General features: G+C 65.7%; 24 protein-coding genes and 1 tRNA gene. 20 read left to right on the plus strand and 5 right to left on the minus strand.

The window, feature by feature from the left end:
* Window positions 1-6: 6 nt before the first annotated feature.
* Window positions 7-204, minus strand: a complete 198-nt coding sequence (gene rpsR / locus OTER_RS08100; protein ID WP_012374421.1) for a 30S ribosomal protein S18 — start codon at window positions 202-204, stop codon at window positions 7-9.
* A 105-nt stretch (window positions 205-309) separates the two neighbouring features.
* Here rpsR and OTER_RS08105 point away from each other — a divergent pair.
* From OTER_RS08105 to OTER_RS08200, 20 genes are all read left to right on the plus strand, one after another.
* A tRNA-Arg gene (locus OTER_RS08105) sits at window positions 310-385 on the plus strand.
* Window positions 386-394: 9 nt separating this feature from the next.
* Window positions 395-649: a GIY-YIG nuclease family protein gene (locus tag OTER_RS08110; protein ID WP_012374422.1), complete on the plus strand. Its 255-nt coding sequence runs from the start codon at window positions 395-397 to the stop codon at window positions 647-649.
* Between the two features lie 64 nt (window positions 650-713).
* Entirely contained in the window at window positions 714-968 is a 255-nt protein-coding gene (locus OTER_RS08115; RefSeq protein ID WP_012374422.1) for a GIY-YIG nuclease family protein, read from the plus strand.
* 63 nt (window positions 969-1,031) lie between these two features.
* Window positions 1,032-1,286: a GIY-YIG nuclease family protein gene (locus tag OTER_RS08120; protein ID WP_012374423.1), complete on the plus strand. Its 255-nt coding sequence runs from the start codon at window positions 1,032-1,034 to the stop codon at window positions 1,284-1,286.
* A gap of 146 nt (window positions 1,287-1,432) precedes the next feature.
* Window positions 1,433-1,891 (plus strand): type II secretion system major pseudopilin GspG, encoded by a 459-nt coding sequence (gene gspG / locus OTER_RS08125; protein ID WP_044891655.1) that lies wholly within the window; start codon window positions 1,433-1,435, stop codon window positions 1,889-1,891.
* A 66-nt stretch (window positions 1,892-1,957) separates the two neighbouring features.
* Window positions 1,958-2,458: a GspH/FimT family pseudopilin gene (locus OTER_RS08130; RefSeq protein ID WP_044891656.1), complete on the plus strand. Its 501-nt coding sequence runs from the start codon at window positions 1,958-1,960 to the stop codon at window positions 2,456-2,458.
* Window positions 2,459-2,466: 8 nt separating this feature from the next.
* Window positions 2,467-3,048: a prepilin-type N-terminal cleavage/methylation domain-containing protein gene (locus OTER_RS08135; protein WP_012374426.1), complete on the plus strand. Its 582-nt coding sequence runs from the start codon at window positions 2,467-2,469 to the stop codon at window positions 3,046-3,048.
* Window positions 3,045-3,734: a prepilin-type N-terminal cleavage/methylation domain-containing protein gene (locus OTER_RS08140; protein ID WP_012374427.1), complete on the plus strand. Its 690-nt coding sequence runs from the start codon at window positions 3,045-3,047 to the stop codon at window positions 3,732-3,734. The genes OTER_RS08135 and OTER_RS08140 overlap by 4 nt, the downstream gene beginning before the upstream one ends.
* Window positions 3,735-3,862: 128 nt before the next feature.
* Window positions 3,863-4,948: a type II secretion system minor pseudopilin gene (locus OTER_RS08145; protein ID WP_237702466.1), complete on the plus strand. Its 1,086-nt coding sequence runs from the start codon at window positions 3,863-3,865 to the stop codon at window positions 4,946-4,948.
* The gene (locus OTER_RS08150; RefSeq protein ID WP_012374429.1) at window positions 4,945-6,078 is read left to right on the plus strand and encodes a hypothetical protein; all 1,134 of its coding nucleotides are present in this window, start codon (window positions 4,945-4,947) and stop codon (window positions 6,076-6,078) included. Before OTER_RS08145 ends, OTER_RS08150 begins: the two co-directional genes overlap by 4 nt.
* A complete protein-coding gene (locus OTER_RS08155) occupies window positions 6,075-6,605 on the plus strand; it encodes a hypothetical protein (RefSeq protein ID WP_012374430.1) in 531 nt (176 codons plus the stop codon). Before OTER_RS08150 ends, OTER_RS08155 begins: the two co-directional genes overlap by 4 nt.
* 226 nt (window positions 6,606-6,831) lie before the next feature.
* Complete coding sequence (locus tag OTER_RS08160) at window positions 6,832-7,995, plus strand: DUF3570 domain-containing protein (RefSeq protein ID WP_012374431.1); 1,164 nt, start codon at window positions 6,832-6,834, stop codon at window positions 7,993-7,995.
* Window positions 7,996-8,006: 11 nt separating this feature from the next.
* Window positions 8,007-8,984: an FAD:protein FMN transferase gene (locus OTER_RS08165; protein WP_158305390.1), complete on the plus strand. Its 978-nt coding sequence runs from the start codon at window positions 8,007-8,009 to the stop codon at window positions 8,982-8,984.
* A complete protein-coding gene (locus OTER_RS08170) occupies window positions 8,971-9,513 on the plus strand; it encodes a TlpA family protein disulfide reductase (RefSeq protein ID WP_012374433.1) in 543 nt (180 codons plus the stop codon). The genes OTER_RS08165 and OTER_RS08170 overlap by 14 nt, the downstream gene beginning before the upstream one ends.
* 10 nt (window positions 9,514-9,523) lie before the next feature.
* Window positions 9,524-9,766: a DUF4266 domain-containing protein gene (locus OTER_RS08175; RefSeq protein ID WP_012374434.1), complete on the plus strand. Its 243-nt coding sequence runs from the start codon at window positions 9,524-9,526 to the stop codon at window positions 9,764-9,766.
* Between the two features lie 137 nt (window positions 9,767-9,903).
* Entirely contained in the window at window positions 9,904-10,584 is a 681-nt protein-coding gene (locus OTER_RS08180; protein WP_012374435.1) for a response regulator transcription factor, read from the plus strand.
* Window positions 10,581-11,225, plus strand: coding sequence for a carboxypeptidase regulatory-like domain-containing protein (locus OTER_RS08185; RefSeq protein ID WP_012374436.1), 645 nt, complete (start codon window positions 10,581-10,583; stop codon window positions 11,223-11,225). The genes OTER_RS08180 and OTER_RS08185 overlap by 4 nt, the downstream gene beginning before the upstream one ends.
* Complete coding sequence (locus tag OTER_RS23900) at window positions 11,222-12,985, plus strand: sensor histidine kinase (protein ID WP_012374437.1); 1,764 nt, start codon at window positions 11,222-11,224, stop codon at window positions 12,983-12,985. Before OTER_RS08185 ends, OTER_RS23900 begins: the two co-directional genes overlap by 4 nt.
* Window positions 12,986-12,994: 9 nt before the next feature.
* A complete protein-coding gene (locus OTER_RS08195) occupies window positions 12,995-14,329 on the plus strand; it encodes a hypothetical protein (protein ID WP_012374438.1) in 1,335 nt (444 codons plus the stop codon).
* Between the two features lie 233 nt (window positions 14,330-14,562).
* On the plus strand, window positions 14,563-16,185 hold the full coding sequence (locus tag OTER_RS08200) for an immunoglobulin domain-containing protein (protein WP_012374439.1): 1,623 nt from the start codon (window positions 14,563-14,565) through the stop codon (window positions 16,183-16,185).
* A 102-nt stretch (window positions 16,186-16,287) separates the two neighbouring features.
* Here OTER_RS08200 and OTER_RS08205 read toward each other — a convergent pair whose 3' ends face one another.
* The 4 genes from OTER_RS08205 to OTER_RS08220 form a co-directional block, all read right to left on the minus strand.
* Window positions 16,288-17,541: a type II secretion system F family protein gene (locus tag OTER_RS08205; RefSeq protein ID WP_012374440.1), complete on the minus strand. Its 1,254-nt coding sequence runs from the start codon at window positions 17,539-17,541 to the stop codon at window positions 16,288-16,290.
* 109 nt (window positions 17,542-17,650) lie between these two features.
* Entirely contained in the window at window positions 17,651-18,052 is a 402-nt protein-coding gene (locus OTER_RS08210; RefSeq protein WP_012374441.1) for a GxxExxY protein, read from the minus strand.
* A 47-nt stretch (window positions 18,053-18,099) separates the two neighbouring features.
* Window positions 18,100-19,860 carry a GspE/PulE family protein gene (locus OTER_RS08215; protein WP_012374442.1) on the minus strand — a complete coding sequence of 587 codons (1,761 nt, stop codon included), beginning with the start codon at window positions 19,858-19,860 and terminating at the stop codon, window positions 18,100-18,102.
* 30 nt (window positions 19,861-19,890) lie between these two features.
* Window positions 19,891-21,912 (minus strand): secretin N-terminal domain-containing protein, encoded by a 2,022-nt coding sequence (locus tag OTER_RS08220; protein ID WP_012374443.1) that lies wholly within the window; start codon window positions 21,910-21,912, stop codon window positions 19,891-19,893.
* Window positions 21,913-22,059 lie beyond the last annotated feature (147 nt).

Consider the following 22,059-nt stretch of genomic DNA (forward strand, 5'->3'; position numbering starts at 1 on the left):
CAACCCTTACTGCGCTAGGAGCATGTTCCGGGCGTGCTTGATCGTCTTGGTTACCGCGCGCTGGTGCTTGGCCGAAAGGTGGGTGTATTTGCGCGGCAGGATCTTGCCGGTGTCGGTGATGTAGCCGCGGACAGTTTCTTTCGGCGCCGTGAACGGGATCTCGGCGGGGGTGAGGCTGTGCTGCGGTTGTTCGTTGGTGCTCATGTCGGAAAAAGGGGGTCAAACACAGGCGGCGGCCCGGGTGATGTCAACCTGCATTTTTGGGATGCAAAATCGCACCGGTTCGCTCCATCTTCGAGGGCACCGTGGGTCCCCATAGCTCAACTGGATAGAGCAGCGGTTTCCTAAACCGCGCATCCCGGTTCAAGTCCGGGTGGGGGCGCCAGCCTGAGAAATGCACTGGGTCTACATGCTGCAGGACGAAGCGGGGCGCTGTTACATCGGCGAAACGGCAGATTTGGCCAAACGCCTGGCGCAGCATCGTTGCGGTGGGACGCAGACGACGCGCCGGATGAAGGGCGAACTGCGGCTGATCGCGACCCGCGTGTTGGCGGACGCCCATGAGGTACGTGTCCTTGAGCGAACGCTCAAATCCTGGAAGAACCCGGCCAAGGCTCGGCAATATCTCGCGGGCTCGACTTCAGGATAGAGCAGCCCCGACGAAGTCGGGGCGCATCCCGGTTCAAGTCCGGGTGGGGGCGCCAGCCTGAGAAATGCACTGGGTCTACATGCTGCAGGACGAAGCGGGGCGCTGTTACATCGGCGAAACGGCAGATTTGGCCAAACGCCTGGCGCAGCATCGTTGCGGTGGGACGCAGACGACGCGCCGGATGAAGGGCGAACTGCGGCTGATCGCGACCCGCGTGTTGGCGGACGCCCATGAGGTACGTGTCCTTGAGCGAACGCTCAAATCCTGGAAGAACCCGGCCAAGGCTCGGCAATATCTCGCGGGCTCGACTTCAGGATAGAGCAGCCCCGACGAAGTCGGGGCGCATCCCGGTTCAAGTCCTGTGGGCGCCAGCCTGTGAGAAATGCACTGGGTCTACATGCTGCAGGACGAAGCGGGGCGCTGTTACATCGGCGAAACGGCAGATTTGGCCAAACGCCTGGCGCAGCATCGTTGCGGTGGGACGCAGACGACGCGCCGGATGAAGGGCGAACTTCGGCTGATCGCGACCCGCACGTTGGCGGACGCCCATGAGGCACGTGTCCTTGAACGAACGCTCAAATCCTGGAAGAACCCGGCCAAGGCTCGGCAATATCTCGCGGGCTCGACTTCAGGATAGAGCAGCCCCGACGAAGTCGGGGCGCATCCCGGTTCAAGTCCGGGTGGGGGCGCCAACGGCACGCCGACAGGGTGTGAAACGAGGAAACATTTCGCCAGTGGCGGGCGTCTCGACAACCTGCCCGTCTGGGTCATTCTATCCTGCTCATGTTGCGTTCCCGCCTTCTTCTCCGCCGTCGGCCTTCGCTGCGCCGGGGCTTTACGCTCCTCGAAATCATGATCGCGCTGGCGATCCTTGGACTCCTCGTCGGACTGGCCGTCACCAATCTGGACACGATTTTTGGCGGCGCGCAGGTGAAGACCGCCGAGCTCTTCGTGCGCCAATCGATCAAGCTGCCGCTGACCAGTTACCGGATTCACATGGGCGATTATCCTTCGACGGCGGAAGGGTTGCAGGCGTTGATCACCCCGCCGACCAATCGCGCCGACCAGTGGCGTGGCCCGTACCTGGAGCCGGCGACGCTGCCGCTCGATCCGTGGGGAGACGCTTACATCTATCGCTATCCGGGCACCCACAACAAAACGAGCTATGACATCGTCTCGAAGGGGCCGGACCGCACCGAGGGCACGCAGGACGACATCGGCAACTGGACCGGGGAGAAGTAACGCATGGTGCTTGGTGCAGGTGAACGCAGCCGGCCTTCGTCGGTGCCGGGTTTTCCTCCTCGCTGCTTGTACCCGGCACGCACGCGCCGTGCGTTCACGCTGCTCGAGATCCTTTTGGCGCTCGCGTTGATCGGCTTGCTGTCGGGTGCTTTGGTTACCGGGGCGGTGAGCCTGCTGAACACCGAGCCGCAATCGCCCGAGGAGGTCTTTTGGGCCGCGAGCCAGCAGGCGCGCCGCGCGGCCCTGCGCACGCAGCAGGAGGTCGCGCTGAGTTTCGACGCGAAGGAAAAGGAGTTCGTGGTCACGGAACCGAGCGGCCGGCGGAGTTTTCCGATTCCCGCCGCCTCGCGTGAGCTCACGATCGATCTGCTGCAGGCACAGGCCAGCGGGGGCTCGGTGCTGATCGGCGGCCAGCTCGTCGACACGCGCACGCTGCCGAGCGTGAGCTTTTATCCCGACGGCACGTGCACGCCGTTTCGGGTGCAGTTCCGCACCACGGGCCCGGCCCGCGTGATCGCGATCGATCCGTGGACGTGCGCGCCGGTGCTGAAAACCGAGCGGACTTAACCCTCGTGATGCCGCCTGCGCCCGACTCATTCCTGGTGGAGCGCGTTGCCCCCAACCCGGTGCAGCGAACGCGCCAATGCGTTGAGGGCAACGCGTTCCACCTTGCTTCGAAAGCTGCGGCGCAGCGGCCGCTACACCGGCGCGCCGCCGGCTTCACCTTGCTCGAGGTGCTGGTGGCGCTCGCGGTGTTTGCGCTGGCCGCGGTGATGCTGGCGTCGGCGTACCTCAACGTGCTCAACGCCTACGCCTCGGCGAACCGCACGGCGCTGCGCGACGACAACGTCCGGTTTGCGCGGGCATTTCTGCTCGCCGAACCCGATCGCCGGAAGGCGGAGGAGGGCGACTCGTTCGAAGGTACCGGCGGCGCACGCGTCGTCTGGCGCGCGACGATCGAGCCGACGAGCACCGCTGATCTCTTCCACGTGGAATTCGTGTGCGAGGTCAACGAGCCGAAATCCACCGACCGCCGACCGGCGGTGACCGAGCAATTCATGCTGCTGCGGCCCACCTGGTCCGAAGGCGTCGACACGGCCAAGCTCCGGGCCGACGCCAAGGAGCGTATCCTGGAACTGCGGGCGAAGCTGAAATGAGATCGTCGCGCCGCATCCCTGTCTTTCGCCCGGCGTGCCCGAGCCCGCGCGCGGCGTTCACGCTGCTCGAGATCCTGCTCGCGCTGTCATTGGTTGGGCTCGTGCTGGTCGCGCTCAACTCGCTTGTGTTCTCGATGGGCGAGCTGTGGGGTCGCAACACCGACGTGCGCTTGTTCGACCAGCATGTGCGCGCCGTCACGCGCTTTCTCGAGCAGGAACTGCGTTCCGCCGCACTGCCGCCCTCGGCCGAGCAGGGAGCGACGGCGATCACGGCCCAGGAGATCCGCCCCGCCAACGGGCCGACCGACAACCTGCTGACCTTCGAGCTGCGCGAGGGGTGCCGGCTCTTCACCTGGCCCGACCGACCGCTCCCGGAGGTCGTGTGCTCGCTGCAGTTCCGCGATCGTGACGGGCTCTGGCTGCTCTGGCATTCGCGCCTGGAGAAACGCTTCGCCGAGGATCCACCGCGGGAGACGCAGATCACGCCACTCGTCACGGCGATGAGCTATCTCTACTACGATCCGGCCTTCAAAAACTGGAAGGACGAGCCGCAGCTGCGGCGCGACAACCAGAGCCGGCTGGAGACGCCGCAGCGGCTCCGACTGACGTTCACCTACGGCAAGCTGACGCGCGAAACCTTCGTGATTCTCCCCGCCGTGACCGGCCAAGGGCTGCCGAACTTCTGATGAAGTTACGATTTCCGATTTTCGATTTTGGATTCGCGCAGCCACGTAGGCGTAGCTCGCGCGCGCCCGGTCAGGGGCTGAAATCAAAAATCAAAAATCAAAAATCGAAATTATCCTCCCGCGGTTCGGTGCTCGTGATCGTGCTGGTCACCGTGCTGTTTGCGGCGACGGCGCTGATCGCGTTCACCGAGAAAGCGGAGGACGACCTCTTGGTCGAGGCGCGCGAGATCGCCTCGAACCGGCTGCGGCGCGAGGCTTACTCCGCGCTCGAGGTGACGCTCGCCGTGCTTGAGGATTTTCGGCTGGTCAACGGTGGCTGGCGCAGCCCGGCCGAGGGGTGGGGCGATCCGCTGGAGTTCGCCGGCTGGGCGCCGCGCGATGGATTGCAGGTCGAGATCGCTTTCGAGGACGAGAGCGGGAAGCTGTCCCTCCCCCACGTGGAGGCGGCGACGCTCGTGAATCTGTTCGAGGAGTGGGGGCTCACGAAGGGCGACGCGGAAAACCTGACCGACGCGCTGCTCGAATGGATGCGCAAGGACCACGTCGCGACGCGCGCGCGCACGTCAGACTACGAACGTGCGGAGCTGCCCTACGGCCCGCCGCAGCGTTCGCTGCGCAGCTTCTCGGAGCTGGCCGCGATCGAAGTCGTGCGGGAGACGTTCTTCGACGAGACCGGCCGGCCGAACGAACTCTGGCATCGGTTCGTCGCGACGATGTCGCTGCTGGATTTCAAGCAGACCAACCTGAACGGCGCCGCGGGCGACGCGGTGCTCGCGCTCGGTTCGCTCGATCGTTTCCAGCAGCAGCAACTGAACGATTATCTGCACGGCACCGGCGATCGCGCGCAGCAGGGCCCGGGTTTTTTTCAAACGACCGCGGACGCTGCCGGAATTCTCGGCGTCCCGTCCTTGCCCAACGGCTACGGGACGGAGATCGCCGCGCTGCGCATCCGCCTCACCGTGCGCGAAGGCGGCACGGCGTTTCAGCTCTCGGCGGTCGTCGCTCCGCCGGGCGGCGCGAAGTTCGTGCCGCCGATGGCCGACCCTGCCACCTCAAGTGAAACCGGTTCGAGCACCGGGGACAAAACCGCATCAGCCGCCGGGACCACGGAAACGGCCGCGGACTCGAAAAAACTGAACTATCCATTTACGCTCTTGGAAATTACCGAGAATGCTGAATTTTCTCGGGTTCCTGCACCGGAACCGAAGGCATGACCCTCCCCCTGCTCAGATTGCTGAAAGCCGGCCCGCCGCCGCCGCGGGTGGTGCTGCTGCCGGACGCGATGTTCTTCACGCGTTCGCTGCCGGTGGACGCGGGGGCGACGCCGGCTGACGTCGCGGCCCAGGTGGAGCTCGCGCTCGAGACGCTGTCGCCGTTTCCGCCCGCGCAGCTGTATCACGGTTTCTTCTGGCCGCCGGGCGCGGAGCGCGTGCTGGTCTTTGCGGCTTATCGCCGTCGGTTCTCCACGGAGCAAACCGCCGCGTGGGAAAATGCCGAGCTGGTGATCCCCGCCTTCGCCGCGCTGCTCGGCGGCACCGTGCAGCCGGGCACGGCCGTGGTGATTCCTTCGGCCGAAGGCCTGACGGCGCTGTACTGGGAGCAGGGTCCGGTGCCGGTCCGAGTCGCGTTCCGGCCGGTTGATCCGCAGGCGCCCGAAGCCGAACTCGTGCTGGCGCGCGGCGAGCTGTTGCGCGAGGCGTTCGACAGCCGCGCGGTCGTGCTGGCGGCGGCGCCCGAGCCTGAGTCGTCGCTGAACGAGCGCGAGTTCGTGTTTCGCGCGGAGGCTTTTCGCTCGCGGATTCCGCTCGCGGTGGCGCACGCGCTCGACGTCCGCGACAAGTCAGCGCTGGCGGGGCTGCGCCGTGCCCGTGCGCGCGACCTGCTGTTGTGGCGCACGTTTCTCGCGTTGGTGGGCGTGCTCGTGCTGCTCGGGATCGGCGAACTGGCGCTGTTCGCGAACGGGCTCTGGCAGCAGACCCGCCGCGCGCAGGCGGACGCCCAGCGCCCGGTCGTCGAGCGGATCATGTCGGCGCAGAGCCTGACCACCCGCATCAACGAGCTGTCCTCGAAGCGGCTGCTGCCGCTGGAAATGATCACCTTCGTGGTCGGCAAGAAGCCGGCCGACGTCACGCTGGTGCGCACGTCCTCCGTCGGACTCTACGGGCTCACGGTCGAGGCGACGACGCCGAATCCAGCGTCGGTCTCAGCCTTCCGCACCGCGTTGAGCAGCGATCCCGGCCTGGAGAAAGTCGACGTGCTCGATCAGCGCGCGCGCGACAACGTGACGAACTTCAGCTTCGCGCTGACGTTCCGTCCCGGAACCATCAAGCCCGCCACGCAATGAGAACCCTGAAAGCCTTCTTCATTGGCCGGCTGTTGCGCGAGAAGCTCATGCTCGTGGCGTTCGTGGCGCTGGGCGTGGCCATGTGGCTCTCGAATTTCGCGCAACGCGCCAACCGCTCCTGGCAGGCGCATCGCGCGCTCACCAACGATCTCGCCGAGCAGGCGCAGTGGCTCGCCAGCCAGTCGGCGATCGAAACGGGCGCGACGCAGGCGGTGCAGAATCTCGATCCGGCCAAGACGCTCGACGAGACCAGGCTCGTCGCGGATCTCAGCGCGCTCGCGCGGGAGCACAATCTTCGTTTTACCAACGATACGCCGCAGACGGAGCGCAGCCGGCAGTTCGCGGTGCATACGGTTCAAGTCAACCTCTCGCGGGTGGAGTGGGAGCCGCTTAAACGGTTCTACCTTGAGCTCACGAGTCGCTCGCCTTACCTAGGGATCGAGCAGTTCGCGCTTTCGGCCGATCGGGCCAACCCGGCGCAGCTCAACGCGCAACTGCGCGTGTCGTCGGTCGAGATCATCCGGTAGTCGCGCCATTGGTGTGACCGGTGGTGCCGATGTATCGGGCACGCCGCCTATTGCCGCCGTTGCGGTTCAATCCACGGGCGAGACGCCCGTGCCACGGCGACCTTCCTGAGTCTGACCAAAGCGTTACGGTTGGCCGCTTGAGGGTCGGATGTGGTGTGGCGAGTTTCGGATCCATCCGCTGCGCGCTGGTCCGCAGGTCCGGCTGCGGCGGAAGCGATTCCCAGCCATGCGCCTTCGTCCGTCTTCCTTCCCCCCGCTCCGCGCCGTGTGGCTGCTGCTGTTGTGGCTCGTCGTGCCGCAACGGTCCGCGAAGGCGGAGACGGGTGTGAGCTACAAGTTCGCGGACTACCGCGAATCTGGCGACCGCATCGCGGTGCGGTCGCACTACGGCCTCGTCGAGCAGACGATCGGCACCGACATGCGGCTGCGGGTCAACGGCGTGATCGACGCGATCGCGGGCGCCACCCCGACCGGCCAGCCGCCGGAAACGCCGGGCGGCCCCGTGCCGCTGACGACGATTCACGACCGACGCAAGGCGTGGGGCGCCGAGTTTTTCCGGCAGTTTCCGCGCATCGGCGTCACCCTCGGTGCCGCGAACAGCCGCGAGAGCGATTACGTTTCCACGGGCTGGTCGTTGAACACGCTGACCGATTTCAACCAGAAGAACACCACGCTGCTGCTCGGCGTCGCCGGCACGGACGACGACATCAAGGTGTTTTACCAGACGGAACGCGCGAAGAAACGCACCACGGATCTGATCGCCGGCGTCACCCAGCTGCTCGATGCGCGCACCTCCGTGGTGTTCAATCTCGGTTACGGCCACAGCGAAGGCTTTCACGCCGATCCGTACCGGCTCATCCAGAAACGCGTGGAAATTTTTCCCGGTGTCGTGCTGCCGCGGACGTTCGGGGAAAACCGACCCGACGAGCGCGACAAATGGACCGCTTATGCCGCGGTGAATCGCGCCTATCCCGCGCTGCACGGCGCGGTCGAGGCGAACTACCGGTGGTTCCATGACAGCTTCGGGACCAACGCTCACACCGTCGAACTCGCGTGGTTCCAGCAGCTCGGCGCGCGGCTGACGCTGCGCCCGGGAATCCGCTACTACCAGCAGAGCGCGGCGGATTTTTATCGGATCGATCTCGAGGGCACGAACATCCTGCCGGGCGAGCGACCGAATCCCGCCGGGCCGTTCTTTTCCGCCGACTACCGGCTCTCCGCGCTGCGCAGCACCACCTATGGATTGAAGGCGATCGCGACGCTGACGGAGCACTGGCAGCTCGATGCCTCGATTGAACGCTACGAGATGCGCGGCCGGGACGGCCTCACCTCCCCGAGCGCATATCCCCGCGCCGTGTTGGTGAACGTCGGGGTGCGTCTCACATGGTGAGCCTGGGCTTCATGACTCTCGTGGCACACGTCTATGGCGCGCCGACGGCGGCGACACCGCACTGCCCGCTGCGCCGGATGACTTTCGGCGCACTCGGGACGCACTGCGAAATCCAATACGACTGTGATGATGCGGCGCGCGGCGCGGCGTTTGAGCAGGCGGCGCTGGGCTGGGTGCAGGCTTTTGAGGCGAAATATTCCCGCTTCCGGCCCGACAGTCTCGTGAGTCGCATCAACGCTGCGGCCGGAATGAGCTGGGTCGAAATCGACGCCGACGCGGAACGACTCCTCGCGCTCTGCGACACGCTGCATTTTCTCACCCAGGGGATTCTCGATCCGACGATGCTGCCGCTGATTCGGCTCTGGAATTACAAAGCCGAACAGCCCGAACTCCCGAGCGACGCTGCGGTCGAGGCGGCGCACCGGCTCGTGGGCTGGATGCAGGTGCAGCGCGAGCCAGGCCGGATTTTTCTACCGCAGCCCGGGATGGCGCTGGATTTTGGCGGCTTCGGCAAGGAATACGCTGTGGACGTGGTGGCGCAGATTGCGATCGACCACGGCATCACCGGGGTGCTGGTGGATTTCGGGCATGATCTTCGCGGAATCGGCCGGCCGCCCGATCGACCCGCCTGGCACATCGGGCTAGAGGATCCGCAGCGGCCCGGCACGCACTCCGCGAGCATGGCGCTGACGCAGAACCGCGGCGTCGCGTCCTCCGGCGATTATCTGCGAAGATTTGTGATCGGTGGGCGCCGCTATGGACACATTCTCGACCCGCGCACCGGCCGCCCCGTGGCGAACGGTTGCCGGCAAGCGACGGTGATCGCCGGCACGTGCCTGCACGCGGGGATCCTGTCGACCACCGCGTTCATTCTGGGCGCGACCAAAGGCCTCGAGTTCATCCAGTCGTTCCCGGGCGCGGAGGGACTGATCATCACCGAAAGCGCCCGGGCGCAAACCCGCGGATTCTTCAACCATGTCGTTTCCTAGCTCCACTTTCCCGGCCGCGTTCGCGCGCGGCCTCCGCGGCGGATTCGTCGCACTGGTTTTTGCGCTCTTGGGCCTGCCCGGTTTGGCCCGGGCGCAGATCGCGGTGGGCGACGCATTTCCCAACCTCGCGACGATGGGACTCACCGAAGGCAAACTGCCGGATTCGGCGGGTCGCGTGATGCTCGTGGATTTCTGGGCCTCGTGGTGTGCGCCGTGCAAGGCCTCGTTCCCGGCGTTCAGCCGGCTCCACACGGCGTTTGCGGAGAAAGGATTCGTGATCGTGGCCGTGAGCGTGGATGAAAAACCGGCGGCCTACGCCGCGTTCGTGAAGAAATGGCAGCCGCCGTTCACGACCGTGCTTGATCAGGCGCAGAACCTCGTGCGCGCAGTCAAGGTTCCGGCGATGCCGACGTCTTATCTGATCGGGCGCGACGGGCGCGTCCGATCGATTCATCAAGGTTTCCACGGGGCCGCGACGGAGCGGGAATTGCAGCAGTCGATTGAAAAACTTTTGGCTGAGCAGGCCTGAGGAACTCGTCATGAAAACAAACTCCAACCGCAAAGCCGTTGGTTGCGCGCTGACGCTCCTCGGATTCGCGCTCGCCGGCGCCGGCTGCAGCACGGTGCGGGTGCAGCCGTGGGAGCGCGCGACGTTCACCGAGTATGCCATGCGCCCGGACCGCGACCCGCTCGCGACCGCCGCGGCCGAGCACACATTTTTCTCGCGCGAAGCGGCGCACGGCGGTCGTGGCGTCGGTGGCAGTGGCTGCGGCTGCAACTGAGCCCGATCGCGCCGCCGGACCGATGCCGATGACACGGCACGGGGCGAACGGCCGCCTTGCGAACGCGGCCCCGGCGCATATCTGTCTTTCGTTCCCCCGGCGCTGCTCCGCTGCGATGGCGCTGTCCCGTTTCCACCATGCGTATTCTCGTCATTGAGGATGAAGCCCAACTGGCGCGGCACATCGTGCGCGCGCTCACGCGGCACGGCCACGTTGCGAGCGCGGAGCTCGACGGCGAAAAGGGCCTGCAGTCCGTGCTGCGCGACCCACCCGATTTGGTCGTGCTCGATCTGAACCTGCCGGGCGTCGATGGCTTGGCGGTACTCGCGCGGCTGCGCGAAGCCAATTCGCCGGCCCGCGTGCTGATCCTGACGGCGCGCAGCGAAGTGGAACACCGCGTCAAGGGCCTCAAGGCGGGCGCCGACGACTATCTGCCGAAACCCTTTTCCCTCGATGAGCTCGTCGCGCGCATCGAGGCGCTGGGCCGGCGCGGGGCTACTCCCACGGCGGCGGATTTTCTTAAGGTGGCCGATCTGCAGATGGACGTGCAGCACCGCCGCGTGAGCCGTGCCGCGCGGCCGGTGGCACTCTCGCCCCGCGAATTCGACGTCCTGCAGGTGCTGATGCAGGAGCCGGGTCGCGTGTTTTCCCGCACGGAACTGTGCGAACGGGTCTGGCAACGCGATCATCAGTACGACACGCGCACGGTCGAAATCTTCATCGCGCGACTGCGCAAGAAGGTGGACTCCGGTTTCAACGCTCCGCTGATTCACACCCTCCGTTCGATCGGCTACACCATCCGGGGGCCCGTGGCATGAGCACGGCAACCTGGCGTGCGGTGGGCGTGGCGCTGTGCCTTCTGGCGGGCGCGCTCCGCGCCGACGTGGTGATCGAGGGGCGGGTAGCGTTGCCGGACTCGCCGCGGCGGCCGGTCATCAACCAGCGCTACGAGATCGTGAGCCGCGGCGGCGTGGTGTCGACGAATCCGCCGCTCGCGGTGGTTTACCTCGAGGGCGCGTTCCCGCCGGCCACCGAGCCGCGCGTGGTGCAGCTGCCGCAGAAAGACCTCGCGTTCGTGCCCTCGCTGCTCCCGATCCAGGTCGGCACGCGGGTGGAGTTCCCCAATCTCGACGACATCTACCACAACATCTTCTCCTACTCGGCGCCGAAGCGCTTCGATCTCGGCCGCTACCGGCCGGACGAGCGCCCGGTGCCGTCGCAGGTTTTCGACGTGCCCGGCCTGGTCACGCTGCGCTGCGACATCCATGAACACATGCGGGGCATCATCCTCGTGCTGGATACGCCGCACTTCGTGGTGACGGAGGCCACGGGCGACTTCCGGCTGGGCGGGCTGCCGGCGGGCCGCTACGTGCTGAAGGCGTGGGTGAACAGCAAAACGACGCTGGAGAAACCGGTGGAGCTGACCGACGGCGCGGTCCTGCGGATCGACTTCCCGTGATCGCGACGCGAGAGCCGCAGCCGGCCGGGGTGGCCCGCTTTCGCGCCAAGTTGTTTGCGGCGCTGATGGTGGTGATCGTGACGGTGACCGGCGTGACGCTCTACTTCACCCAGCGCAGCGTCGCGGGCGCGTTCGAACTGGAGTTGCAGCGCGATTTCCAGGCGCAGCTCGCGGCGCTGCACAACGTGCAGCAGTTGCGCGACGCCGCCCTGGCTGAGCGATGTCGATTGCTGGTGCGCCGGCCGCGCATCCACGCCGCGTTCGAGGACAACGCGCTGGATCTGCTCTATCCGAGCGCCCGGGACGAACTGCGCGACATCATGGCGAGCGCGGACGATTCGGGCCGGTACGGGCTGCACGCGGAGTTTTATCGGTTTCTCGACCGGCATGGCGCGCCGATTCCCCCGCCGAACGCCCGTGACGTGGGCATGCTGACGCCCAGGGAGGAAGCGCAACTGTCGCTCCCCGCCGCGCCCGAGCGGCAGCAGCTGGGCTATTTGCTGCGGGAGACCGCCGTCGGGCATGATGATCTCGCGGAAGTGATCGGGCTGCCGATCGTCTCGAACGAAACCGGCGAGGTGCTCGCCGCGCTGGTGCTGGGATTCAAGCGGATCGCGTTTGCTGACGAGGCACTTGGCAGCGGCATCAAGCGCGGGTTGTGGCTCAACGGTCGGCTGCACCTCGATCGGCCGGCCGCGGCCGGACCGGCGGAACTGGCGGCCGAGGTGGCGCGCGCCGTCGCGGCCGGCGGCCCGCCGCGCAGTCTGGCCACCGTGACCGCGGGCGCGCCGCATCTGCTCTTTTACAAGCAGCTGAATCCAGGTTCCGCTTACGCGCCGGCCTATGAAGTCTGCGTTTATCCGCTCGAAGAACTTCAGCGGCGCCAGCGCGAATCGCTCTGGCGAATCGTCGCCGTGGCGGCTGCGCTGCTGCTGGCCGGTTTTGGCGCGAGTCACCTGCTCGCGCGCCGGTTCGCGCGGCCGGTCGAGGCGTTGGTAGTGGACTCCGCTCAAAATCGCGCGCAGCGGGAGAAAGCCGAGGCGGCGCTCGAGCTAACCCACGAGGAGCTGCAGCGGGCGGCGCGTTTCTCCGCGGACGCATCGCACCAGTTGAAAACGCCCGTCACGGTGTTGCGCGCCGGACTCGAGGAGTTGCTGGCCCGGGAGAATCTCACGGCGGAGGAGTGCCATGAGATTTCCACGCTGATTCATCAAACCTACCGGCTCTCGGGCGTGATCGAGGACTTGCTGTTGCTTTCGCGCATGGACGCCGGCCGGTTGAAGATCGACTTTGGGCCGGTGAACCTGAGCCAGATGATCGAGGCCGCGCTCGATGATCTTAGCGCCCAGAGCGACGACCTCGATCTGACGGTGGAGAGCGACTACCCGCCGGATCTCATGGTCGAGGGCGAAAAGCGCTATCTTTCACTGATCCTTCAGAACCTGCTCGAAAATGCGCGGAAGTATAACGAGCCGGGCGGCCGCGTGCGCATCACCACCCGCGCCGAAACGGGCGCGGTCTTCCTGGTCGTGGGCAACACCGGCAAGACGATCCTGCCCGCCGCGCAAGAGCACATCTTCGAACGTTTTCATCGCGGCGCAGTGGGAGAGAACGTGCCCGGCTACGGGCTCGGATTGAACCTGGCGCGGGAACTGGCGCGGCTGCATGGTGGCGACCTGCGGCTGTTGCGGTCGGAAGCGGGCTGGACCGAGTTTCAGGTCAGCTTCCGTCTGGCTCGACTCGAACCGACGCGACTCTAGAGGAGATTCATGCCTCGAGCTCGCTTCAGCCCGCCCTCCAGCCGCTCCGGCGCGCCGTGGCGGGCGCGCGCGGCGCGAGCGGCTTGCCTCTCGGGGCGGTACGCGCCGCTCGGAATCTGCCTGCTACTGAGCGCCAGCGCGCCGGTGCGGGCCTCCGACGCGTGGTTCGACCGGCTCGGCGAGGCGCTGGAGTTCAGCTCCGCGGACGGCTATGCGCGGGCGCGAATCAGTGGCACACTCGATCTCGAGGGATTCGAGTTTTCGCAACCGGCGTCCGGGCTGATCGGCTCGCCGGGCGAGGCGCTTTTCAGTCCGCGGCTCACCACGTTTCTCGATGCGCAATGGGGCGAGCACGTTTACGCCTTCGTGCAGCATCGCACCGATCGCGGATTCGATCCGGGACGCCGGCGATTGCGCGGCCGGCTCGATGAATATGCCGTACGGGTGATTCCGTGGCCTGACGTGCGCTTCAACATGCAGGTGGGCAAGTTTGCGACGATCGTCGGCAACTGGGTCGGCCGCCACGGATCGTGGGACAATCCTTTCGTGACCGCGCCGCTCGCCTACGAGCAACTCACCGGGATCTGGGATGCAGCCGCGGCGCGATCAGCCGAAGAATTGCTGGGCTGGGCGCATGTCCGCCCGCGACTGCCGGCCGGGGCTCCTGCGCGGGACAAACCGCTGCGGCTGCCACTGCTCTGGGGCCCCGTCTACGTGACGGGCGTCGCGGTGGCGGGCGAGCGGGGGCGGCTGTCGTTTGCGGCCGAGTTGAAGGACGCGGCGGTTTCATCGCGGCCGCGCTTGTGGGATTACGATGCGTTCGAGTTCCGGCATCCGAGCGTGGCGGCGCGCGTGGGCTTCCGGCCGAATGCGATGTGGTCGTTCGGCGTTTCCGCGAGCCGCGGCACCTATCTGCAGGATGACGCCACGCCGACGCTGGCGCCCGGCCGCAAGCTCGGCGACTACCGGGAGGAGATGCTCGCGCAGGATCTCGGTTTCGCCTGGCACCATTTCCAGCTCTGGGCGGAATTTTTCCAGGTGCGGTTCACGATTCCGACGGTGGGCAATGCCGAGGTGTTTTCCTATTACGTCGAGGCGAAATACAAGTTCACCCCGCAATGGGCGGGCGCGGTGCGCTGGAACGAGCAACTTTACGGCCGAATGAGTGGCCCGGCGCTCCCGTCCACGCGCTGGGGCACGAACACCCGGCGGCTGGATATCGGGCCGAGCTACCGACTCTCCGCCCACGCGCAGCTAAAACTACAATACAGCGTGGAACAGCTGGAAGGTGAAGCGCGCGAACTCGGGCACCTCGCTGCGCTGCAGCTCACGGTGAGGTTCTAGGCCGCTGGCGCGCATCGCCCGTTGCGCTTCCGCGTTTCCGGTCGGCGAGCAGCGCCTCGAGGCAAGGCGCTCCGCCTCGGCGGAATCAGCCGCGCGACCGCGAGAGCGCATTCAGCGCCGGCCGGTAACAGCCCTGTTACGGTCAGCCGCTTTCTTCCGCAGCCTCGTCACGCAGACTCTGCGTCCTCGACGGGCGCGTGGTGCGCCCAGGCCCGGAAATTTCCCTTCTCCCCATGAAAGTGTCTCCCGCGTTCAAGCGCAGGCTCCAATGGATCAACCTGCCCACTGCTGCTCTCATCGCCCTGCTGCAACGTGCCCCAGTCGTGCGCGTGCTCGTCGCGACCGAGGAGTTCGTGCTGTCCACGCCGATCGGCGCGCTCCTCAAATCCTCCGTCGCCGCGGCCGCGACTCTCGGGACCGTGCACTCGCTGGCCGGCGCCACCGCGTTGTCGACGTCACAGGCGAGTCCGCTCTCGGTCGCAGTCGGCACCACCGTGTCCGTCGGATTCGCGATCACCGGCACGCTGTCGGAGCCGGAAACGTGGACGGTGAGCGGTTCGGTGCCGCCAGGCCTGTCCTTCAACGGCGGCGCCACGTCCGGCACGATCAACGCCGCGCAGCTGCTCCTCTCCGGTACCGCCACCACAGCCGGCAGCTACAACATCAATCTCAGCGCACGGGACACGCCGACCGGCAACACGACGCCGGTCTACACCTTCACGATCAACGTCACCGGCGCGGCGGCTTCGGCGCCCGCAATCACGACTCAACCGCAAAATCAGAGTGGCAATGTCGGTGCGAACGTCACCCTCACCGTCGCCACGTCGGGCTCGCCCGCGCCGACGCTGCAATGGCGGCGCAATGGTGCCGATGTCGCGGGCGGAACGAGCGCCTCGCTGATGCTCGCGAACCTGCAACCGGCGAACGCCGGACTCTACGCGGCCGTCGCGACGAATTCGGCAGGTTCGGCCACGAGCCAGGCGGCGATGGTCGGCGTGGCCACGACGAGCAAGGTCGTCGGCGATGGCCAGGAGCTGCAACCCGTCAATATCGTGCATCCGAACGGAAACATCTTCGACCAGGTGTTGCTGATCGGCGTTGCGGAGACGATCACGGCCGATACCGGTCAGGTCACACGCACTTCCTACATCGATACCGACAATGATATCGTGCAGGTGGAGTTCAGCGGGCCGGGGACTTTGTCGCTGGTGTTGAGCGGCTCTTCGGGTCCAGCAGCGCCGGTGAACTACAACCAGGCCGTCAACTACATGAAGGGCCATGCGGGCATCGTGATCACTGGCGCCAACGAGAACACCAACGTGTCCGTATTCACCGTCGGTCGCGCCACCGCGTTCGATCCGACCGGCGCCTACAATATTCTCCAAGCGCCGAACTCGACGACCAACAACCCCGCGAACAACGGCAGCTCGCTGTTCCAGGGCCACGGCAGCACGGCGTATGATGGCATCGCGGATATCGCGTTCATTGCGATCTCGAGCACGAACGGCCGGTTCGGCGGCGTGCGCACGTCCAATGCCACCTACTTCGCGTCCGCTGGGTGGACCGGAGTCTACGCGCCCGGCGTGACGTTCGACGGGCCGGTGTTTATCGGTGACATCTCTGCGTTCGACAACGCCAAGCCGGTCATCCTGCTCGGCACCGCGACGAACGTCCGGATCACGGGTGGCGACCTCGCGCAGAACAACGGCCAGCCCGTGCAGGTGAGCGGAATGACACAACTCGCTTTCACGGCCGGCAGCGATTCAGGCGGCACCACGTTGGTGCGTCAGACGAATCAGGCCGTGCTGCAGCGCGACGGACAGGACGTCACCAATCAGCTGGTCGTGTATCAATAAGCCCCATCTCTCGGCGGCTGACCGCCCATTTGGCGTCCGATGCCCTCGTTGCCTGGCGACGAGGGCATTTCCGTTTCGAGCGCGTACACCGGACGACGAGCATCAGCCCAGCTTGAAGCTGCCGCTGACCTTGAACACGGCGCTGACGATCGCGAACGCGATGAAGCCGACGAGCACGAACACCAGCAGCAGCACGCCGCTGGCGATCACCTTGGTGAACAGGTTGAGCTGGTTCGAAACGATCTTCTGATAACTCCGCGCGATGTCGCGCAGGCTGGGCACTACATTGCCGGTGTTCTCACCGACCGCGAGCCGGTCGAGCACGAGATCGGGGAAGCACCCCGTGCGGCCGAGGGCGAGCGACAGCGCCTCGCCCTCGAGCACGCGTGCGGTGGCCTCGTCGAAGGCGCGCCGGTGCACGCGGTTCGCGATCTGCCGCTCCGTCATCCGCAGCGCTTCGGCGGCGGTGATGCCGTTGGCGAGCAGCACGCCGAGCGTCTGGCTGAACGCGAGCACGGTCTGCGACACCACGAACGGGCCGACCACCGGCAGCTTGAGCAGCCATGCGTCCGTCGCCTGGCGGCCTGGCTCGGTGTGCCGCCAGCGCCAGAAAGCGATGGCGCCGAGCACGAGTCCGAGAGCAACGAACAACCCGTAGTGCAGGGCGAATTGGGCGAGCCCCACGAGCAGTTTCGTGGACATCGGCAGCTCCCCGCCGAGTGACGTCAGCAGGACCTGCAATCGCGGCAGCAGGAAGAACAGGAAAAACAGGATCACGCCGGTCGCGACGACGACCATGAAGATCGGGTACGCCAGCGCGGCGACCAGCTGCCGGCGCAGCTCGCGCTGCTCGTTCAGGTGGGTGATCAGCCGGTCGAGCGTCTCGTTGAGCGAGCCCGTGGCCTCGCCCGCCTGGATGAGGTTGACCGTGGCGGCGTCGAACACGGCGGGGAAGTCCGACATCGCCCGCGAGAGCGGTGCGCCTTCGCTCAGCCGTTCCCACAGCGCCGAGCAGAGCGCGCGCAGCGCGGGCTCCTTGATGCGGGTCGAGAGCAGCCGCACGGCTTCGCCCGCGGACATGCCGCTGGTCGTGAGATCGTGGAGCGATTCGAGAAACGGCAGTCGCTGGGCGCGGGCGACGTTGCGGCGGCGCTCCAACCGCGGCGAGGGCGTGGCTGCGCCGTTGGCGGAACGACCGCGGCCGTTGACGGGCGCGGGCGATGCGTCGCTGGCGCTGATGACGTGCAACCCGCGCGCGGCGAGCAGCCGGAGGGCATCGCGGCGGCTGGGCGCCTCGACCGCGTCGGACACGGTCTGCCCTGAGCGGTCGCGTGCGGTATAGGTGAAGCGGGGCATAATCAACGGAGTTTCACGTATCCATCGGCGGCCTGTAAAAGGAGAGGTCTGAAACCGATTCTGTTTTCACAGGAGAGCGCAGAGGAAGCAGAGACATAGGATGCTTGGTCTACGAATCCGCGCCTGGAAGGATGAGCCATGAGATCCCGTCGGTCAGCTTGCTGACGTTGAAATTGATCAGCAGGCCAAGAGGGATGTTCAGTAGCTTCATATAGCTTAAAAGCTGTGCCTTGTGCATCGGAAGAATCTTCTCAACGGATTTGGCTTCCGCCAAGACACAGTCTTCGACCAACACGTCGAACCGTAACGGTTCGTCTTTCGTGAAACCCTTGTAGGCGATCCGGACGGCTTTCTGGTTTGTCGCCGTAAGGCGACGTAGGTCGAGCTCGCGCAGCAGACACCATTCATAAATCGATTCGATCAAGCCTGCCCCTTTGTCTCGATGCACTTCAATCGCCGCGCCGATTATTGTTTCCGTGCGCTTCGACGCCTTGGGAAAGAGCGGGTGCATTGCCTTTCTCTGCTTCCTCTGCGGCCTCCTGTAAGGATAAGGCCGAACTATTTCTCGGCGACCGTGACGACGCGCAGGACCTCGTCGAGCGTGGTGTAGCCGGCCTTCACCTTTTCCCAGCCGCTCTGGCCAAGCGTGCGCATACCGTGACGGCGCGCGCATTCGTCCAGCGTACGGGTGCTTTCGCGCTTCAACACCAGCTCGTGCATCTCGTCGTTGAGCCGGAAAATCTCGAACAACCCGATCCGACCGCGGTAGCCGGTGCCGCGGCAACGGTCACAGCCGACCGGCGCCTTGAGCGCCTCGACCGTGTCGGCCTCCTCGGCTGGACAGCCGAGGATCGAGAGGCTTTCACGCAGCTTGATCTTGTTTGCGGGCTCGTCGCGTGAGCACACGGGGCAAAGCCGGCGGACGAGTCGTTGTGCGATCACCAGCTCGATAGCTGACGCAACGAGGAACGGCTCGATGCCCATGTCGACGAGCCGCGTGATCGCGCCGGGCGCGTCGTTCGTGTGCAGTGTCGAGAAAACCAAGTGGCCCGTGAGCGAAGCGCGAATCGCGATCTCGGCGGTGTCCTTGTCGCGGATTTCGCCGACCATGATCACGTCGGGGTCCTGACGGAGCACGTGGCGGAGCGCATCGGCGAAGGTCAGCCCGATCTCCGGCCGGACCTGCATCTGGTTCACGCCGGGCACCTCATACTCGATCGGGTCTTCGATCGTGATGATCCGCAGGTCGGTGGAGTTGATCTTCCGGAGAAACGCGTTGAGCGAAGTGCTCTTGCCGGAGCCGGTGGGACCGGTGACGAGGATGATCCCGTGCGGGTAATCGAGCACCTGCGAGATCTGCGCCTGCTCCTCGGCGCTCATCCCCAGTCGGTCCATCGAGTAGGCCTCCTTCTTCTGGTTGAGCAGACGGAGCGAGACGGACTCGGCGTAGATGGTCGGAATCGTGGAGACGCGGATGTCGAGGACGGTGTTCTCGGCGCGGAAATTGATGCGGCCATCCTGGGGCAGCCGGCGCTCGGAAATGTTGAGCCGCGCCATGATCTTCAGGCGCGAGATGATCGCGTCCTGAAACCGCAGCAGGTTCTCCGGCACGGGCACCGGCACGAGCAACCCATCGACGCGGTAGCGGATCCGGAGCTGGCCTTCCTGTGGCTCGAAGTGAATGTCGGTCGCCTGGTCCTCGACCGCCTGCGCAATCACGTCGCTGACGAAGCGCACCACCGCGGCCTCCTCGTCGACGACTTCCTCGGCCTGTTGCACGACCTCGGGCGCGACGTAGCCGTCGTCGCCGTCCTCGAGCGAGCCGGAGCCCACGCCGTAGTTCTCGATGATCAGCTGGCGGACTCGCTCGGGCACGGCGAGGTGCCACACCGGACGGCGCGGCGTGAACGTGCGCAGCCAGTCGACCATGACGTCGTCCGGCAGCCACGAGGTGGCGAGGTGAAGGGGATGCTGAGAGTCCAGAGCTGAGAGCTGAGAGCCAGAATCATCGAGGCTCGGGCTCTCAGCTCTGGACTCTGGACTCTCGGCACCGAACTTGATCGGGATGATCTGAAAGTCGTGCACCAGCCGCGCGGGCAGCAATCCGCGGGAGGCGGGGTCGGCCTCGAGATTGCTGGCGACATCGAGTCCGGAGGCGGACGCCAGCGCGGAGAGCGCCGCGGGTTCCGGCAGGTTCAACGCGCCCGCCAGAACAGTCAGCCGTTTGTCGCGCGGCGCCTCGGCGACGGCCTGGCGTTGGGATTCGCTGAGCTGGGCGGTCAGCGAGGAGGGCAGGAGATCCGTGGACAGCGCGGGCATGGGAGCACAGACGGCGAACGAACGTCGCCGTTACTTCAGTTTCTCGATCAGCTTTTCCTTCGGCTGCTTCGAGGGATCGCTGAGGTACTGGTTGATCTGCTCCTTGTTCGAGAGCGAATTGATGGTGTTCGTCGCATCCGCGGTGCCCGCGTCCGGCGCGATCACGTGCGGGCGGATGAAGAGCAGCAGTTCCGTGCGTCGCACGGAATTGGTCCGGGCGCCGAACAAGTGGCTGAGGATCGGAATCTCCACGAGGAATCCGAGCTTGTTCCGGCCGCGGGTGTTTGCGGTTCGCTGTAAACCGCCGAGCACGACGATCTGGCCGTCGCTCACGTTGATGAACGAGGTCGCCTGCCGCCGGCCGATGACCGGTTGGTCGCTGTTGTTGATGGAGATGGTGCGGACCACGTCGTCGACCTTTTGGTCGATCTTTAGCTGGATGCTGCCGTCGTCGCCGATGAGCGGCGTGACCTTGAGGTCAATGGCGATGTCCTTGTAGGTCACCTGCTGGTTCTGCGCGAAGCCGGGTTCCGTGGGCGTGGTCGAGCCCACCGCGGTGGTGTAGATGCCGGTGATGATCGGCAGCGATTCGCCGACGAGGATCTGCGCCTCCTTGTTGTGCGTCGTGACAATCGTGGGAGCCGAAAGGATTTTCACGTTGCTGCGTGTACCCGCGTCGCCGAGCGCGGCTTGGAACGCGAGCGGGTTGACCACGCCCTGCGAGATGTCCCAGCCGGCGACTTTGCCGGCGAAATTCGTGATGTGCGTGCCCTGCGAGCTGCCTTGGGGCGTGGCGACGGTGAGGTTCAGCGCGCTGAGGCCCGTTTTGTTGGAGTCATCCAGCGTGACCTCGGCGATGATCACCTCGATCCGCACTTGGGCAAGGAGGATGTCCACCTTCTCGACCAAGTCGCGAATCAACCGGATGTCGTCGACGGTGCCCGAGACCACGATCGAGTTGCTGCGCTCGTCGGGCAGGATCGTGATGTAGCTGCTGAATTCATTGGTATCCACCGTCGCACCCGCGAGCGCCACCGCGGCGTCAGGTGTGGCGGCCTGGTTCGGCTGATTGGGCTGAGGAACGGGCGCGCGCACGGAGCCGCTGGTGCCGGCGGCTTTCTGTGCGGCGGTGTTTTGGCCGGAGACCAGCTGGCTGAGCAGCGGCGCGACATCCTTCGCAGAGGCGTGCTTCAGGTAGATGACCTCGTTGCGCGTGTTCGGCTCGGCGCGGACATCGAGCTTCGCGATCAGCTCGTCGAAGAGCGGGTGCTGCCGTGGATCCGAGAGCAGGATGACCTGGTTGGTGCGATCGTCGGCGTTGTAGCTGATGGAGCTGCCGAGCTGGTTTTGCAGCGGGCCCTGGAACATGCCGCGGAGCTTTGTGACCAGGTCGCTGGCCTTGGTGAAGTTGAGCTGGTAAAACTTCGGCGTGAGCCCGGCCATGCTGGGTTTGTCGAGTTGCTGCAGGAGCATCTCGATCCGCTGCAGGTTGCTCACGGTGTCGGTGATCAGCGCGGCGTTGGCCTTGTCGAGCGGCACCACGCCGTTGGCGACGCCGGGGGTGAGCAGCGGCGTGATTTGCGGCACGAACTCGTTGACGCGCAGAAAATCGAGCTGGAACAGCTTCGTGGCCACGCGACCACTTGGCGCCAACCCCAGCGTGGAGCCCTCGATCATTTCGGGCGCCTCCGTTTTCACCTGGGAGAGCGCGACGACTTTCAGGAATTTGTCGCCGAGTGGGGCAACGCCGATCTGGTTGAGCGACAGGGCCGTCTCCAACGCCATGATCGCTTCGGACTTGGTGACCTTTCGGTCGATCACCACCCGGTAGGTGGCGGTCGGGAGTTGTTGCGGACGCAGGATGCTGCGCCCCGTGTAGATTTCGAGCAGCCCGAGGACCGTGTCGATGTCGGCATCCGGCAGCTTGATCGGACCGACCATCTCCTCGGCCGCCGCAGGGCCGGCGGCGGGTTCCGGCTGCTGCGCATGGAGGGAAAACGCGAAGGCACCTAGCGACAAGACGAGGGCGAAACGAAAGAAGCGCAGGCTCATGCAGGAAGAACGGTGGAGTAAAGCGGCCGGCTACAGGAACACAAATCAGAGGCGAAAGAACCCGTGATGTAAACGGCGATGTGCTGTGACGCGCTTTCGGCGGCAATGTTGCCTTAGGTTTTGGCCAAATGAAAACCTAGGCTTTCA

The sequence above is a fragment of the Opitutus terrae PB90-1 genome (assembly GCF_000019965.1).
In the GTDB taxonomy this organism is placed as follows: Bacteria; Verrucomicrobiota; Verrucomicrobiia; order Opitutales; family Opitutaceae; genus Opitutus; species Opitutus terrae.